Consider the following 15,541-nt stretch of genomic DNA (forward strand, 5'->3'; position numbering starts at 1 on the left):
TTTATTTTTTGTATTGATAGGTTTTCCATATATATGGATTCGGTGATATGTATTGTCTTGCTGATAATAATACTACTTTATCTTGATAGGATATCGATAGTAATACGCTCTTATTTGTTTAAAATTATTTATATATTACCTTGCTCGAAAATATTATTTAACTTATATAAATAATAGATTGGTTGTTGATATTAATTCGGTAACGAATGACTTTTGAGAATATATAAATAATGAATATTTATAGTCGGTGTTTATCATTTCAGTCTTTGCATCGCGACCACACTATCCGCTACATTGATCTGTGTTCCCTCTTAACCAATGAAGCCCCATGCCAAACAGTTACCTTAAGGAAGATACCGCGCGTCAGATCGTTTCTCGTGCGATGAGCATCATTGACTATTCTGTGAACGTGATGAACGAGCACGGAGTCATCATTGCTTCAGGTGACCCGAGCCGCTTGCATCAGCGCCATGAGGGGGCGGTTTTGGCGCTCACCGAGAATCGGATGGTGATCATTGATGATGCAGTGGCCAGCAGGCTTAAAGGCGTGAAGCCGGGAATTAATTTGCCCATTATATTTCGGCAGAGAATGGTGGGGGTGATCGGGATTTCCGGCGAGCCAGAAAAAGTGCAGGCGTATGCTGAACTTGTTCGCATGGCTGCGGAGCTTATCCTTGAGCAGGCAGAAATGCTGGAGCAAAACCAGTGGGAAAAACGCTATCGTGAGCAACTCGCTTCTCAGCTGATTATGGAGCGCGGTAGCGTTGCATCGATGGCGTCAATGGCGGCATATCTTGGATTAGATCTGTCCTTACCGCGGATTGCATTGATTGTTAGCCTTCATGAGCAGGAACATATTCGCCAGCGTGAGTTATTAGAAACGCTCAGCAACCATAACCATGAGACGTTGGTGATGATGCATGGCTTCGATCGTATCGTTGTCTTGCTGCCGCTCAATATAAGTCGTAGTGACGATAATGATGCGGCAATCAAAAAAGGTCTGCGTAAACTGCATGTGCAACTACAGTCGCGCTTTCATGTAAATATCTACGTTGGTGGCCTATTTGCTGGGGATGATGGTGTGCGCCGTTCTTACCTGAGTGCTCAGGCTTTGCAGGAGATGGCGCAACGTCAAAAGCTGAATCAGGCCGTTTTATATTATCGAGACCATTTTTTACCGGTGTTATTAAATGGATTTGCAGACAGCTGGCAGGCCGAAGAACTGGGGCTCGCGTGGCAGGCATTACGTCAGGCTGATGCTAAGGGTGTTCTATGTCACACTCTGCGCTGCTATTTTGTACAGAATTGTGATCTGTCTCAAACGTCAAAACAGCTGCATATCCACGTTAACACCCTTCGCTACCGCCTACAGAAGATTGAAGACATAACGTCTTTAAAAATCAATGAATTAAACTCTATTCTTCAGTTGTATATTGGCATGCAGATTTATCGCTGATTTGTAGCATCCTACAAAAAATGCAGGTTCTAACCGTCGATTTTCTGGTGATTCGCCTCAAGCTATTTTTCTTTGTCTCCTCATAATGCCTCCTTGTACCTACATTCGTCTTAGACGATCTCACAATAATAATGAATCAAGGCAGGAGTGAATAATGACAACGGTTTCTGCTCTAGGCGCAATAGTGGCACTGGTTGTATCCATCGTGCTTATTTTACGCAAGGTTCCACCTGCTTACGGCATGATTGCTGGTGCTTTAGCGGGCGGTTTGGTTGGCGGAGCTGACCTCATTCAAACAATCAGTCTTATGATCACCGGTGCTCAGGGTATCACCAACGCCGTATTACGTATTTTGGGTGCAGGTATTCTCGCGGGCGTGCTGATTGAGTCTGGCGCAGCGAATACCATCGCTGAAACTATTGTACGTAAAGTGGGCGAGAAGCGTGCGCTGTTGGCGCTGGCAGTCGCGACTATGCTGCTGACCGCCGTCGGTGTGTTTATTGATGTGGCGGTTATCACCGTTTCTCCAATCGCTTTAGCGATTGCCCATCGTGCTGATATTTCCAAAATGGCGATTCTGCTGGCGATGATTGGCGGCGGTAAAGCGGGCAACGTGATGTCGCCAAACCCTAACACTATCGCGGCGGCAGACAGTTTCCACGTACCTTTAACCTCATTGATGGTGGCAGGCATTATCCCTGGTCTGTTTGGTTTGGTACTGGCTTATTTTCTGGCTAAACGTCTGAAGCATCGTGGCTCAAAAGTTGAAGCTCATGAGTTGGTTGTCGGTAAACATGACGCTGCGCTGCCAGCCTTTGGCGCGGCGATCGCCGCTCCTTTAGTCGCTATTATCCTGTTGGCGCTACGTCCAATTGCTGGCATTGCCATTGACCCATTAGTTGCATTACCTGTGGGGGGCTTAATTGGTGCGGTGGTTATGGGGCAATGGAAACATACTAACCAGTACATGGTTTCCGGTTTATCGCGTATGGCTCCGGTAGCAATTATGCTGCTCGGCACCGGTACGCTGGCGGGGATTATTGCTAATTCAGGTCTGAAAGATGTGCTGATTACAGGCTTGACGGCTTCTGGTATGCCTTCGTATCTGCTGGCACCCATTTCAGGGGCCTTGATGTCGATGGCGACGGCATCCACGACTGCTGGTACCGCAGTGGCTTCCGCAGTATTTAGCTCCACGCTGATTGGTATGGGGATTTCGGCTCTGGCGGGTGCGGCGATGATTCACGCAGGCGCAACGGTACTCGACCACATGCCACACGGCAGCTTCTTCCACGCAACCGGCGGTAGCGTCAACATGCAGGTGCATGAGCGTTTGAAGCTGCTGCCTTATGAAACCGCCGTGGGTCTGATGATCGCCTTTGTTTCTACCATGATGTTTGGTGTGTTTAATTTAGCGGGTTAACGAGGTACGCATGAAAATTGTGATTGCTCCTGATTCATTTAAAGAAAGCCTTAGCGCTATGCAGGTTGCCGAGGCCATTGAACAGGGTTTTAGCGAAATATTCCCGCAGGCTGAATACATCAAGCTGCCGATGGCTGATGGGGGGGAAGGCACTGTGGAATCAATGGTTGCAGCGACCGGTGGAGAGCGAGTGCATGTGAATGTAACCGGTCCTTTAGGGCTGCCGGTTAATGGCTTCTTTGGCTGGATGGGCGATGGTGAAACCGCAGTGATTGAAATGGCCGCCGCGTCGGGGTTGCATTTGGTCGCGCCCGAGCAACGTAATCCGCTGGTCACCACCAGTTTTGGTACCGGAGAACTGATTCTAGCGGCGCTTAATCACGGGGCGCGCAAAATTATTCTCGGTATTGGCGGTAGCGCCACCAATGATGGCGGTGCGGGCATGATGCAAGCGTTGGGCGCACATTTTCATGATATCGATGGCAAAGAGCTTCATGTTGGTGGCGCGGCGCTTGCTCAGTTAGCCAGCGTTGACCTTAGCCAATTGGATGCTCGTTTAGCACAGACCGATATTTTGGTGGCCTGTGATGTTGATAACCCTCTGTGCGGAGCGAAAGGTGCGTCGGCGGTATTTGGCCCACAAAAAGGCGCAACGCCAGAGCGGGTTAAACTGCTAGATGCCGCTTTGCAGCATTATGGTGAGAAGATCGAGCTGGCAACCGGAAAATCGGTGCTAAATGTGGCTGGAGCGGGTGCCGCAGGTGGTATGGGGGCGGCGCTGTTTGGCTTGCTTAACGCACGCTTACAGCCGGGCATTGAAATCGTCACCGAAGCATTAAAGCTGGCCGATGCGGTACAAGGGGCCGACTTGGTGATCACCGGTGAGGGGCGCATCGATAGCCAAACTATCCATGGAAAAACGCCTGTTGGAGTGGCGCGAGTCGCTAAGCGTTACGATATTCCGGTTATCGCTATCGCTGGAGGCATGACGCCAGATTATAGCGTTGTACATCAGCATGGCTTGGACGCGGTATTTTCAGTACTAAACCGCATCCAAACGTTGCCTGAAGCACTAGAAGGCGCCCGAGAAAACGTGCATGTTACAGCACGCAATGTCGCGGCGGTTTGGAAGATGGGGCGCGGCTGATTTTTAATTCTGCCAGCCTTGTTCGCCGCTATTGAGTTCACAAAAATTAAAACCACAGGCGGCCATAAACGCATTCATTTCTTCAAGTCCAACACCAGGGACTTCACTCGCCGCCAGCTGCCAGACATTAATTTCTGGTAGTTGGCGCATCGTATCTTCCACTAAGTACAGTCCAACCCCTCGACGGCGCGTGACTTCTCGCACGCACAGGTCATGTAGCGTGGCGAATCCTTTTTGCCGATCGGCACATACCTTGACTGCACCTAGAAGCCGATCGTTAAAACGTGCAGCAAATAGGGCATGACCGTCATCTAACCAAGCCTGCCATATCTCCGGCTGCTGTTCAGGCCACACTTTTCCCAAGTCACGAATATCGTCTGGATTTAAGGCCATCAAGCGCTCAATAGTCAGTTTCATGTTTTATCTTCTGCCGAGAATAATTGATAAGCATTGTAAGTGATCTGTATTCATTGGCGGTGTAACTTTTAGTGTACAAAATTTGAGCTGATTATTTTTGTCGATCTGCAATTTTCAGAGTAAAAAATTAGTAAATGAATTGTTTAACAGATGAACGTGCTTGCCTAGTGACAAACTCTGCCGCTTTACTCCGATTTTTGTGCTGTTTACACCGCTTGTTTCTAGCTATCTGATTTGATTTGCAGAATAAATCTCCTGTTTAATGATATGAAAAATAAAGTCTTATTAGAAAATATTGCTGTGCAATCACATAATTCATTATTTCTTATGCGTAAAAATGTTATTTGTTAATAATATGTTGCTTGATTGCGCGCTAAAGCAAACACAATAAACACAACGACAGGCGGGGATGAGCAGATGAGTATCAATAAGGGTAAGGTTTTTCTGACTGGCTGTATTGCGTTAGCCATGAGCAGCAGTGTTATGGCGAAGGACATTAAAGTGGCGATTGTTGGCGCGATGTCTGGCCCGGTTGCACAGTATGGCGATATGGAGTTTACCGGGGCTAAGCAGGCCATTGCGGATATCAACGCCAAAGGTGGCGTGAACGGCGATAAGCTAGTTGGTGTGGAATATGACGATGCCTGTGATCCAAAACAAGCAGTCGCGATTGCCAACAAAGTGATTAACGACGGTATCCGTTATGTTATCGGACACCTGTGCTCCTCTTCGACTCAGCCTGCTTCCGATATCTATGAAGATGAAGGCGTTTTGATGATTACGCCTGCGGCGACCAATGCCGATCTGACCACGCGTGGCTATAAACTGATCATGCGTACGACGGGGCTGGATTCTGATCAGGGGCCAACCGCGGCGAAATATATCCTGAATACCATTAAGCCACAGCGTATCGCCGTGGTGCACGATAAACAGCAGTATGGCGAAGGTCTGGCACGTTCGGTTAAAGATGCGTTGGAGAAATCCAATGTAAAACCAGTGCTGTTTGAGGGTATTACCGCTGGCGACAAAGACTTCTCTACGCTGGTTGCGAAGCTGAAAAAAGATAACGTGGATTTTGTCTACTTCGGCGGCTACTACCCAGAAATGGGACAGATTTTGCGTCAGGCCAAACAAGCGGGTCTGAAAGCTAAATTTATGGGGCCAGAAGGTGTGGGTAACTCATCACTATCTAACATCGCGGGCGATGCATCTGAAGGCATGCTGGTGACGCTGCCACAGCGTTACGATCAGGTTCCCGCTAACAAAGCTATCGTAGACTCGCTGAAAGCCAAAAAACTGGATCCGACAGGGCCATTTGTTTGGACCACCTACGCAGCATTGCAATCTCTGACTACCGGAATGGAGCGCAGCAAAAGCGAAGAACCCGCTGATATCATTAAAAACCTGAAGTCTCAGCCGGTTGATACCGTTATGGGGCCATTGAGCTGGGATGATAAAGGCGACCTGAAAGGCTTCGAATTCGGTATTTTCGAATGGCATGCCGACGGCTCATCTACGTCGGTTAAATAGTTCTGACGGTTCTTATTTTCGTTGATGCCTTAGTTGAATACGCCACGCCGACGCTGTGTCGGCGTGAGGGTCGGAAGTGCCAAACATGGCGCATGTTGACCCAGAGCGAAAATGGCATCTCGAATAAAGCATGCGAGTGCGGAGACCACTCGCGCGCGGTCTTTGCCCATACGCCTAAGTTATCGATGAATGCGCGATAAATAGGTGGACGAAACCTTACTCCAAGGTTTTGGCGTGCGGGATTAGAACAGCGTTGTAACATCATCACTAAGCCCTTATGTGGTATGAGGATAGGGTATGTCAGAACAGTTTCTCTATTTCATTCAGCAGATGTTCAACGGCGTTACGCTGGGGAGCACCTACGCGCTGATCGCCATTGGTTACACCATGGTTTACGGCATTATCGGCATGATCAACTTCGCCCACGGCGAGGTATATATGATCGGCAGCTATGTCTCCTTTATTGTTATTGCGGCGCTGATGATGCTGGGCATTGATGCTAGCTGGCTATTGATTGGCGCGGCTTTTATCGTCGCTATTGTGATCACGAGCGCCTACGGCTGGAGTATTGAGCGCGTTGCTTATAAGCCCGTACGTTCTTCAAAGCGTCTGATTGCGCTAATTTCTGCCATCGGAATGTCCATTTTTTTGCAAAACTACGTCAGCCTAACGCAGGGCTCGCGCGATCTGGCATTGCCGCGTCTAGTGACTGGGCAATGGACATTAGGTGAAAGTAATGGTTTCTCCGCCAGTATTTCCACTATGCAGATCATCATCTGGGTCGTAACGTTTCTTGCGATGTTGGCGCTAACGCTGTTTATCCGCTATTCGCGGATGGGGCGCGCCTGCCGTGCCTGTGCAGAAGATCTGAAAATGGCGAGTCTGCTCGGCATTAGCACCGATCGCGTGATCTCCCTTACTTTTGTTATTGGTGCAGCAATGGCGGCTGTGGCGGGTGTACTGCTCGGTCAGTTCTACGGCGTTATCAATCCATACATCGGTTTTATGGCGGGGATGAAAGCCTTTACTGCGGCGGTATTAGGCGGGATCGGCAGTATTCCTGGGGCGATGATCGGCGGATTGATCCTCGGCGTAGCAGAAGCGCTGACTTCCGCTTACCTCAGCACTGAATATAAAGATGTCGTGTCATTTGCGTTACTGATTGTGGTGCTACTGGTGATGCCTACCGGTATCTTGGGGCGGCCGGAGGTTGAGAAAGTATGAAACAGCTCAATCTGGTTAATGCGATTATTTCGACCATCACCATGTTCGTGTTGGCATCGTTTATCATGGGCGTCCAACTCGGGCTAGATGGCACCCATCTGGTCGTCAATATGGCAGATTCTATACGTTGGGAATGGATTGCTGTGGGCTGTGTGGTGGTCTTTTTCTTCCAATTGATGCGTCCGCTGATTCAGCAGGGGCTGAAAAAAGTGTCAGGCCCCACTCTGGTGCTGCCAAGCTTAGATGGCTCAACGCCAAAACAAAAACTGGTGCTGATGCTTATTCTTATTGCGGCAGTGGTGTGGCCGTTTGTGGTATCGCGTGGAACCGTAGATATTGCCACGCTGACGCTTATCTACGTGATGCTTGGACTGGGGCTAAACGTCGTTGTCGGCCTGTCTGGCTTGTTAGTTCTGGGATACGGTGGTTTCTACGCCATCGGTGCTTATACCTACGCGTTGCTTAACCATTATTACGGAATTGGTTTTTGGGAGAGCTTGCCAATTGCGGGCATTGTTGCCGCCGCCTTTGGGTTACTGTTAGGTTTTCCGGTATTGCGTCTGCGTGGTGACTATTTGGCCATTGTGACGCTCGGTTTTGGTGAAATTGTACGTATCCTGCTGCTGAATAATACGGAAATTACCGGCGGACCCAACGGTATTAGCCAAATTCCAAAACCTACTTTCTTTGGCTTGGAATTCAACCGTAGTGTACGTGACGGAGGATGGGGCTCATTCCACGAATTCTTTGGCCTCAAATACGACCCAAGCGATCGCATCATCTTCTTGTATTTGGTGGCGCTGTTGCTGGTGGTTATCACGCTGTTTGTGATTAACCGGTTACTGCGCATGCCGCTTGGGCGGGCGTGGGAAGCGCTACGAGAAGACGAAATTGCCTGCCGTTCATTAGGCTTAAGCCCAACGCGTATCAAGCTGACGGCGTTCACCATCAGCGCGGCGTTTGCCGGTTTTGCTGGAACGTTGTTTGCTGCACGACAAGGGTTTGTTAGCCCAGAATCTTTCACCTTTGTCGAATCGGCTTTTGTACTGGCGATTGTCGTGCTTGGTGGTATGGGTTCACAGTTTGCGGTGATTCTTGCTGCGGTTATTTTGGTAGTTTCTCGCGAACTGATGCGCGATCTGAATGAATACAGCATGTTATTACTGGGCGCATTAATGGTGCTGATGATGATTTGGCGTCCGCAAGGATTACTGCCGATGAAACGCCCTCAGCTGAAATTTGCCACACGCAAAGGAGGGCAGGTATGAGCACACAACCTCTGTTGCTGGTGAACAATCTCTGTATGCGGTTTGGCGGCCTCCTCGCCGTGAATAATGTAGCTCTGATACTCAATCAGGGGGAAATCGTCTCTCTTATCGGCCCTAACGGGGCGGGAAAAACGACGGTATTTAACTGTCTGACCGGTTTCTATCGCCCGACAAGTGGCTCGATAAAACTGCGCGATCGCGAATTAGCTGGGCTTGCAGGGCAGCAAATCGCTCGTATGGGGGTGGTGCGCACTTTCCAACATGTACGCCTCTTCAAAGAGATGACGGTAGTGGAAAACCTGTTGGTGGCGCAGCATCAGCATCTCAAAAGCGGTGTGTTTGCCGGTCTACTGAAAACGCCTAAATTCCGCCGCGCGGAAGCCGATGCATTGGAACGTGCCGCGGTATGGTTAGAGCGTGTTGGATTGTTGGAGTTTGCCAATCGTCAGGCGGGTAATTTGGCCTATGGTCAGCAGCGGCGATTGGAGATTGCACGGTGCATGGTGACACGGCCTGAGCTGCTGATGCTAGACGAGCCAGCGGCCGGTCTTAATCCAAAAGAAACCGATGAACTCAACGAACTCATCGCTGACTTACGCCGTCATCATCAGGTTTCGGTGCTGTTGATTGAACACGATATGAAGCTGGTGATGGATATTTCCGATCGGATTTACGTGGTTAATCAGGGGACGCCGTTGGCGCAAGGCTCGCCGGAAGAGGTACGCAATAATCCTGATGTTATCCGTGCTTATCTAGGAGAGGCGTAAATCTATGCTATTTAACTACTCCCGTTGTCATGTTGAACGAGGGCCATGTTCATGCTGACATTAGAAAACGTCTCAGCCCACTACGGAAAAATTCAGGCGCTGCATAACGTTAGCATCCATATTCAGCAGGGTGAAATTGTGACGCTGATTGGTGCTAACGGCGCAGGAAAAACCACGCTGCTGGGAACGCTATGCGGCGAACCTCGAGCTACCGCAGGCCGTATCAACTTTCTTGGGCAGGATATTACCGATTGGCAAACCGCACGCATCATGCGTGAGGCGATTGCTATTGTGCCGGAAGGCCGCCGCGTATTTTCGCGTATGACCGTGGAAGAAAATTTGGCGATGGGGGGATTTTTCGCCGATCGTCATCAGTATCAAGAACGTATCGCTCGAGTTTACGATTTATTTCCCCGTCTACATGAGCGCCGTGTTCAGCGCGCAGGAACCATGTCCGGTGGAGAACAGCAGATGCTAGCGATAGGTCGCGCTCTGATGAGTCAGCCTAAGTTATTACTGCTGGATGAGCCGTCTCTGGGGCTGGCACCTATCATCATTCTGCAAATTTTCGATACCATCCAACAGCTGCGCGAAGAAGGCATGACGATCTTTCTCGTAGAGCAAAATGCCAATCAGGCGCTTAAGTTGGCGGATCGAGGCTATGTGTTGGAGAACGGTCATGTTGTGCTGGAAGATAGCGGGACAGCTCTTCTGGCTAATAGCGCAGTGCGTAGTGCTTATTTAGGCGGTTAAGCCTGTCATGATGATAGCGGCATGGATGCCACTATTTGTGATAATTCAAAGGGAGATAATGTTTTGTATCCCTTCCTAACTCGCTGATATTTAGGCCGCTATAGTTTCTTTATCTAACTAACGCGTCGCGTGCCCTGCGTCATTCTTTCGTCATAATTCCTTCATCTACTGGTTATTTTTCTGTCATACGCGCATGTCATGGTACATCCCGAAAATAAGACGTTCTTTATCACTCAACGTTTACGGTGATAACACTCATTTGACGGGGATTTGGCATGATGAATATGACAATAAAGCGCAGCATGTGCAGTTTAGCAGTGATATTTTGCTTCAGTGCACCTGCATTAGCGGTGACTGAAATTCCATTTTGGCACTCGATGGAAGCCGAGCTAGGCACGGAAGTTGATAGTCTTGCGCAGCGTTTTAACCAATCACAAGATGAGTACAAGATTGTACCCGTCTATAAAGGTGATTATGAACAAAGTCTCGCCGCCGGGATTGCTGCTTTCCGTGCGGGTAAGGCGCCCGCTATTTTGCAGGTGTATGAGGTCGGCACTGCAACCATGATGCAAGCTAAACAGGCCGTGAAGCCTGTGTATCAGGTATTTAAAGAGGCCGGTATCCCTTTTGATGAATCCCAGTTTGTTCCCACTGTGGCGGGCTACTACGCCGACAACGCCACGGGCCAACTCCTTTCCCAGCCGTTCAACAGTTCTACACCCGTTCTGTATTACAACAAAGATGCCTTTAAGAAAGCGGGTTTAAATCCTGATGAGCCACCAAAAACTTGGCAGGAGCTGGCTACCGATGCGGCTAAGCTACGCGCAAGCGGTATGAGTTGTGGCTATGCGTCAGGTTGGCAAGGCTGGGTGCAGTTAGAAAACTTTAGTGCGTGGAATGGTGTTCCTTTTGCTACCGAAAACAACGGATTTGGTGGCCCGTCAGCGCGTTTAGAGTTTAACCAGCCATTACAGGTTAAGCATATTCAGCTGCTGTCAGACATGCTCAAAAAAGGCGATTTTAGCTACTTTGGCCGTAAAGATGAGCCAACCGCTAAATTCTATAACGGTGACTGCGGCATGATGACGGGCTCTTCTGGCTCGCTGGCCAATATCAAACAGTATGCAAAATTCAACTATGGCGTGGCTTTCATGCCGTATGACGCTGATGCTAAAAATGCCCCGCAAAATGCAATTATCGGTGGGGCTAGTCTGTGGGTGATGAACGGTAAAAAACCTGAAACCTACAAGGGCGTAGCTGAGTTCTTCCAGTTCTTGGCTAAACCAGAAATTGCCGCCGAGTGGCACCAGAAAACGGGCTACCTGCCCATTACGACCGCAGCCTATGAGTTGACTAAACAGCAGGGTTTTTACGACAAAAATCCGGGCGCTGACGTTGCGACTCGCCAAATGCTAAATAAGCCGCCATTAGCCTTCACTAAAGGTGTTCGCCTAGGCAATATGCCGCAAATTCGTACCGTGGTGGATGAAGAGTTGGAAGGCGTATGGACAGGTAAGAAAACGCCACAGCAAGCGCTGGATGAAGCGGTATCGCGTGGCAATCAACTGCTAGAGCGTTTTGAAAAATCAGCTAAGTAATATCGGTTCTACCTCTCCAGCCGTTCAACCCAAAGGGCGGTTGGTGAGGTATCTGTACTCTGTAGCAAATTTGAGGTGTTATGAGTTCCCGAACTCCCGCATTTAAACGCAGCTGGTTGCCCTATGCGCTGGTTGCTCCGCAGCTTTTGATCACCGCCATTTTCTTCTTGTGGCCCGCAGGCGAAGCACTGTGGTATTCGGTGCAGAGCCTCGATCCTTTTGGTCTTTCCAGCGAGTTTGTTGGTTGGCAGAATTTTATCACTCTATGGCATGATCCCTACTACTTAAGCGCGTTTCGCACCACGTTGTGGTTTAGCGGTTTGGTGACATTTTTTGGCCTAGTACTGTCGCTATTTTTTGCGGCGTTGGTAAATCATATTTTACGGGGCCGCCGTTTCTATCAAACTTTGTTCATTCTGCCCTATGCCGTGGCTCCCACAATCGCTGCTGTGTTGTGGATGTTTCTCTTTAACCCTGGGCTGGGTTTGGTTTCGCACTTTCTCGGTGTGATGGGCTATAGCTGGAACCATGCCCAAAATAGCGGACAGGCGATGTTTCTGGTAGTTCTGGCTTCAGTCTGGAAACAGGTGAGCTACAATTTCCTGTTTTTCCTTGCGGCGCTACAGTCAGTCCCCAAGTCGCTGCTTGAGGCTGCTGCCATTGATGGCGCAGGGCCGATTCGGCGTTTCTTTCATATTGTCCTTCCCCTGATTTCTCCAGTGAGTTTCTTCCTGCTGGTGGTCAATTTGGTCTATGCGTTTTTCGATACGTTTCCGGTTATCGATGCAGCAACCGGCGGTGGACCGGGACAATCGACCACTACGCTGATTTATAAAATCTATCGTGAAGGCTTTGCGGGGCTAGATCTTTCCAGTTCGGCGGCACAGTCGGTCGTATTGATGTTGATTGTGGTTGCATTAACTATGATTCAGTTCCGCTATGTTGAGCGTAAGGTACGTTATCAATGATTGAGAACCGTAAAGGCTTGGATATGTTCTGCCATATCATGCTGATTTTGGGTGTGATCGTGATTTTGTTTCCGCTGTATGTGGCGTTTGTGGCAGCAACGCTGGATAAGCAACAGGTCTTTGATGTGCCGATGACGCTCATTCCAGGCTCCCAGCTCTGGCACAATATAACGCAGGTTTGGCAGCAAGGGGTTGGTAGCGCAGGTGCGCCATTTGGTATTCAGTTAATGAATAGCTTTATTATGGCGTTGGTGATTACTGTTGGGAAAATTGCGGTGTCGATGTTATCGGCGTTTGCGATTGTCTACTTTCGCTTTCCATTGCGTAACTTATTCTTTTGGCTGATATTCATTACCCTGATGCTGCCCGTTGAGGTCCGTATATTTCCTACCGTTGAGGTGATGGCAAATTTAAACCTGATGGATAGTTATACTGGGCTCACACTGCCGCTCATGGCTTCGGCTACGGCAACGTTCCTATTCCGTCAGTTCTTTATGACGCTGCCGCATGAACTGTTGGAGGCCGCTCGCATTGACGGTGCTGGTCCAATGCGGTTTTTCCGCGATGTGGTATTCCCACTGTCTAAAACGAATTTAGCGGCGTTGTTTGTGATTACGTTTATTTATGGTTGGAACCAATATTTATGGCCATTGCTGATCACGAGCGATCCGGCGATGGGAACGGCGGTAGCTGGGATTAAAAGCGCCATCTCAAGCGGAGAAAGCGCAACGCAGTGGCAACTGGTGATGGCCGCACTGCTGATGACTCTGTTACCGCCATTGCTGGTGGTCTTAGGGATGCAGCGTTGGTTCGTCCGCGGTCTGGTTGATAGCGAGAAATAATACAATGGCACGTTTAAAATTACAGACCGTCAGCAAAAGCTATGACGGCAAAAACGCAATTATTAAAGGTATCGATCTGGATGTTGCCGACGGTGAGTTTATCGTTATGGTGGGGCCGTCCGGCTGTGGTAAATCGACCTTACTCCGCATGGTTGCTGGTCTAGAAGAAACGACGAGTGGTGATATTTATATTGGTGATGACCGTGTAACTCACAAAGAGCCTAAAGATCGTGGTGTAGCAATGGTGTTTCAAAACTATGCACTTTATCCGCACATGAGCGTGTTCGACAATATGGCTTATGGGCTGAAGATTCGCGGGCTGGGCAAAGAACTTATCCGTGCCAAAGTGGAGGAAGTCGCAGCCATTTTGGAGTTACAGACGCTGCTTAATCGCAAGCCTAGTGAGTTGTCCGGCGGGCAGCGTCAGCGGGTGGCGATGGGGCGTGCTATCGTGCGCGAGCCCGCGGTGTTTTTGTTTGATGAGCCTTTGTCCAACCTTGATGCAAAACTGCGCGTTCAGATGAGACTTGAGTTACAGCAGTTGCACCGTCGTCTAAAAACGACCAGCCTGTATGTGACTCACGATCAGGTAGAGGCGATGACCTTAGCGCAGCGCGTCATTGTGCTAAATAAGGGCGTTGCTGAGCAGATTGGAACACCAACGGAGATCTACCATCGTCCTGCTAGTCGTTTTGTGGCGGGCTTTATGGGCGCTCCCGCGATGAATCTGCTGGATGGTTGTATTAGTACAGATGGCCTGTTTTTTCAGATTAACGATGGTCCACAGCTACGCTTCGAACAGCCGATCTCTGCATTAGCGGGTCAAACGCTCACGCTAGGTATTCGCCCTGAGCACCTGCGTCGAGCGGCAGAGCATGAGTCCGGAAGCGAGTTTATGGTTAATCAACTTGAGCTATTGGGCGCTGATAACTTGGCGCATAGTCGCTGGGGGGATCATGGTGTGATTCTGCGATTACCGCATCAGGATTTACCTGAGTTAGGTTGTTCTCTACAGGTCGTGCTACCTCATGAAAATCTACACTTTTTCGATATAACGACGGGCTTACGTATTGAACCATAAGCGAGCAGTGAAGCCCTCGGTAGCGGAGTAAAACATGACAATAAAATGGCCTTATCCAAAAATCGTTGCCCACCGTGGCGGTGGTAAATTAGCACCAGAAAATACGTTAGCGGCTATTGATATTGGCGCTGAGTATGGCCATAAAATGATTGAGTTTGATGCTAAGTTGAGTGCTGACGGTGAGATTTTTCTATTACATGATGACAACCTAGAACGCACCACCAATGGTTGGGGCGTTGCTGGCGATTTACCGTGGGAAAAACTGGTCAGCCTAGATGCGGGAGGATGGTATGGGCGAGAGTTTCGCGATGAACCATTGCCTCTGCTTTCTCAGGTGGCCGATCGTTGCCTTGAGCTTGGCTTATCAGCGAATATCGAGATTAAGCCTACCACGGGCGTAGAAAGTGAAACTGGGCGGGTGATCGCGCTTGCCGCTAAGAATTTGTGGTCAACGCATCCTATTGCACCATTACTGTCGTCGTTTTCGGTTGAGTCTCTAGAGGCTGCGCAGCAAGCTGTGCCAGAACTGCCGAGGGGATTGCTGCTAGAGAAATGGGATGGAGAGTGGTTGGCGATGACCACGCGATTGGGCTGCGTATCATTGCATATTGACCACAATGAACTGACCGCTGAGCGTGTGTCCGACATTAAAGCCGCAGGTTTACGGATCCTGGTTTATACCGTGAATAGCCCAAAACGAGCACGCGAATTATTAGATTGGGGGGTGGATTGTATCTGTACTGATAGGATTGATGTGATCGGAGCGGATTTTGGGTGATTGTTGGTTGAGGGGCGGCGTACGCCAGAATATGTATCCTAGGTGAAAGGTTTCGTCCGCCTAATACACCGGCTTTCTACATTATTATTTGTGCAGGCGTCCGAGCAAGGCACCCCCTCCCAGCCCACTTCGTGGGTACCCTCGTTCTATCATTCCGGTCTTAACGGAACGAACGACAATCGCGAGTATTCGGCGCATCCCTGCGCCTCCGTCGTTCTTTGGCCGATATCAATCGGCGAATCCTAACCTACATGATTCATTCGGCTGTCCGGTAATGTGCCGGAAAACG

At 49.4% G+C, this 15,541-nt stretch carries 14 protein-coding genes; 13 read left to right on the forward strand and 1 reads right to left on the reverse strand.

Annotated elements, in window-relative coordinates; all coding sequences use genetic code 11:
• Positions 1 to 328: 328 nt before the first annotated feature.
• From M988_RS00215 to M988_RS00225, 3 genes are all read left to right on the forward strand, one after another.
• Positions 329 to 1,456 (forward strand): sugar diacid recognition domain-containing protein, encoded by a 1,128-nt coding sequence (locus M988_RS00215; protein WP_008815667.1) that lies wholly within the window; start codon positions 329 to 331, stop codon positions 1,454 to 1,456.
• 154 nt (positions 1,457 to 1,610) lie between these two features.
• Positions 1,611 to 2,879: a GntP family permease gene (locus tag M988_RS00220; protein WP_008815666.1), complete on the forward strand. Its 1,269-nt coding sequence runs from the start codon at positions 1,611 to 1,613 to the stop codon at positions 2,877 to 2,879.
• A gap of 10 nt (positions 2,880 to 2,889) precedes the next feature.
• The gene (locus M988_RS00225) at positions 2,890 to 4,026 is read left to right on the forward strand and encodes a glycerate kinase (RefSeq protein ID WP_064572444.1); all 1,137 of its coding nucleotides are present in this window, start codon (positions 2,890 to 2,892) and stop codon (positions 4,024 to 4,026) included.
• Positions 4,027 to 4,029: 3 nt separating this feature from the next.
• On the opposite strand, the gene panM is transcribed toward M988_RS00225, so the two are convergent.
• Entirely contained in the window at positions 4,030 to 4,443 is a 414-nt protein-coding gene (panM, locus tag M988_RS00230) for an aspartate 1-decarboxylase autocleavage activator PanM (RefSeq protein ID WP_008815664.1), read from the reverse strand.
• Positions 4,444 to 4,860: 417 nt separating this feature from the next.
• Between panM and M988_RS00235 the strand changes: the two genes are divergently transcribed.
• The 10 genes from M988_RS00235 to ugpQ all read left to right on the forward strand — a co-directional run bounded on the left by M988_RS00235 (position 4,861) and on the right by ugpQ (position 15,252).
• Positions 4,861 to 5,973, forward strand: a complete 1,113-nt coding sequence (locus tag M988_RS00235) for a branched-chain amino acid ABC transporter substrate-binding protein (protein ID WP_064572445.1) — start codon at positions 4,861 to 4,863, stop codon at positions 5,971 to 5,973.
• Positions 5,974 to 6,270: 297 nt separating this feature from the next.
• Entirely contained in the window at positions 6,271 to 7,197 is a 927-nt protein-coding gene (gene livH, locus M988_RS00240) for a high-affinity branched-chain amino acid ABC transporter permease LivH (protein ID WP_004090669.1), read from the forward strand.
• On the forward strand, positions 7,194 to 8,465 hold the full coding sequence (locus tag M988_RS00245) for a high-affinity branched-chain amino acid ABC transporter permease LivM (RefSeq protein WP_039186100.1): 1,272 nt from the start codon (positions 7,194 to 7,196) through the stop codon (positions 8,463 to 8,465). Before livH ends, M988_RS00245 begins: the two co-directional genes overlap by 4 nt.
• Positions 8,462 to 9,232 carry a high-affinity branched-chain amino acid ABC transporter ATP-binding protein LivG gene (gene livG / locus M988_RS00250; RefSeq protein WP_004090666.1) on the forward strand — a complete coding sequence of 257 codons (771 nt, stop codon included), beginning with the start codon at positions 8,462 to 8,464 and terminating at the stop codon, positions 9,230 to 9,232. Before M988_RS00245 ends, livG begins: the two co-directional genes overlap by 4 nt.
• 45 nt (positions 9,233 to 9,277) lie before the next feature.
• Positions 9,278 to 9,985, forward strand: coding sequence for a high-affinity branched-chain amino acid ABC transporter ATP-binding protein LivF (livF, locus tag M988_RS00255; RefSeq protein ID WP_064572446.1), 708 nt, complete (start codon positions 9,278 to 9,280; stop codon positions 9,983 to 9,985).
• 275 nt (positions 9,986 to 10,260) lie between these two features.
• Positions 10,261 to 11,583: a sn-glycerol-3-phosphate ABC transporter substrate-binding protein UgpB gene (ugpB, locus tag M988_RS00260; protein WP_008815660.1), complete on the forward strand. Its 1,323-nt coding sequence runs from the start codon at positions 10,261 to 10,263 to the stop codon at positions 11,581 to 11,583.
• Positions 11,584 to 11,663: 80 nt separating this feature from the next.
• Complete coding sequence (gene ugpA / locus M988_RS00265; RefSeq protein ID WP_008815659.1) at positions 11,664 to 12,551, forward strand: sn-glycerol-3-phosphate ABC transporter permease UgpA; 888 nt, start codon at positions 11,664 to 11,666, stop codon at positions 12,549 to 12,551.
• Positions 12,548 to 13,393: a sn-glycerol-3-phosphate ABC transporter permease UgpE gene (gene ugpE, locus M988_RS00270; RefSeq protein WP_008815658.1), complete on the forward strand. Its 846-nt coding sequence runs from the start codon at positions 12,548 to 12,550 to the stop codon at positions 13,391 to 13,393. The genes ugpA and ugpE overlap by 4 nt, the downstream gene beginning before the upstream one ends.
• Before the next feature lie 4 nt (positions 13,394 to 13,397).
• The gene (locus M988_RS00275) at positions 13,398 to 14,474 is read left to right on the forward strand and encodes a sn-glycerol-3-phosphate import ATP-binding protein UgpC (RefSeq protein ID WP_008815657.1); all 1,077 of its coding nucleotides are present in this window, start codon (positions 13,398 to 13,400) and stop codon (positions 14,472 to 14,474) included.
• 34 nt (positions 14,475 to 14,508) lie between these two features.
• The gene (gene ugpQ / locus M988_RS00280) at positions 14,509 to 15,252 is read left to right on the forward strand and encodes a glycerophosphodiester phosphodiesterase (protein WP_008815656.1); all 744 of its coding nucleotides are present in this window, start codon (positions 14,509 to 14,511) and stop codon (positions 15,250 to 15,252) included.
• Positions 15,253 to 15,541: the final 289 nt, after the last annotated feature.

It is taken from the genome of Hafnia paralvei ATCC 29927, assembly GCF_001655005.1.
GTDB classification, from domain to species: Bacteria; Pseudomonadota; Gammaproteobacteria; order Enterobacterales; family Enterobacteriaceae; genus Hafnia; species Hafnia paralvei.

Bases quoted from the DNA above. Each gene is read 5' to 3' on its own strand.
- ugpQ (WP_008815656.1), top strand. From the start codon at position 14,509: ATGACAATAAAATGGCCTTATCCAAAAATCGTTGCCCACCGTGGCGGT.
- ugpE (WP_008815658.1), top strand. From the start codon at position 12,548: ATGATTGAGAACCGTAAAGGCTTGGATATGTTCTGCCATATCATGCTG.
- ugpB (WP_008815660.1), top strand. From the start codon at position 10,261: ATGATGAATATGACAATAAAGCGCAGCATGTGCAGTTTAGCAGTGATA.
- livG (WP_004090666.1), top strand. From the start codon at position 8,462: ATGAGCACACAACCTCTGTTGCTGGTGAACAATCTCTGTATGCGGTTT.
- M988_RS00225 (WP_064572444.1), top strand. From the start codon at position 2,890: ATGAAAATTGTGATTGCTCCTGATTCATTTAAAGAAAGCCTTAGCGCT.
- M988_RS00220 (WP_008815666.1), top strand. From the start codon at position 1,611: ATGACAACGGTTTCTGCTCTAGGCGCAATAGTGGCACTGGTTGTATCC.
- livH (WP_004090669.1), top strand. From the start codon at position 6,271: ATGTCAGAACAGTTTCTCTATTTCATTCAGCAGATGTTCAACGGCGTT.
- panM (WP_008815664.1), bottom strand. From the start codon at position 4,443: ATGAAACTGACTATTGAGCGCTTGATGGCCTTAAATCCAGACGATATT.
- M988_RS00245 (WP_039186100.1), top strand. From the start codon at position 7,194: ATGAAACAGCTCAATCTGGTTAATGCGATTATTTCGACCATCACCATG.
- ugpA (WP_008815659.1), top strand. From the start codon at position 11,664: ATGAGTTCCCGAACTCCCGCATTTAAACGCAGCTGGTTGCCCTATGCG.
- M988_RS00275 (WP_008815657.1), top strand. From the start codon at position 13,398: ATGGCACGTTTAAAATTACAGACCGTCAGCAAAAGCTATGACGGCAAA.
- M988_RS00235 (WP_064572445.1), top strand. From the start codon at position 4,861: ATGAGTATCAATAAGGGTAAGGTTTTTCTGACTGGCTGTATTGCGTTA.
- M988_RS00215 (WP_008815667.1), top strand. From the start codon at position 329: ATGCCAAACAGTTACCTTAAGGAAGATACCGCGCGTCAGATCGTTTCT.
- livF (WP_064572446.1), top strand. From the start codon at position 9,278: ATGTTCATGCTGACATTAGAAAACGTCTCAGCCCACTACGGAAAAATT.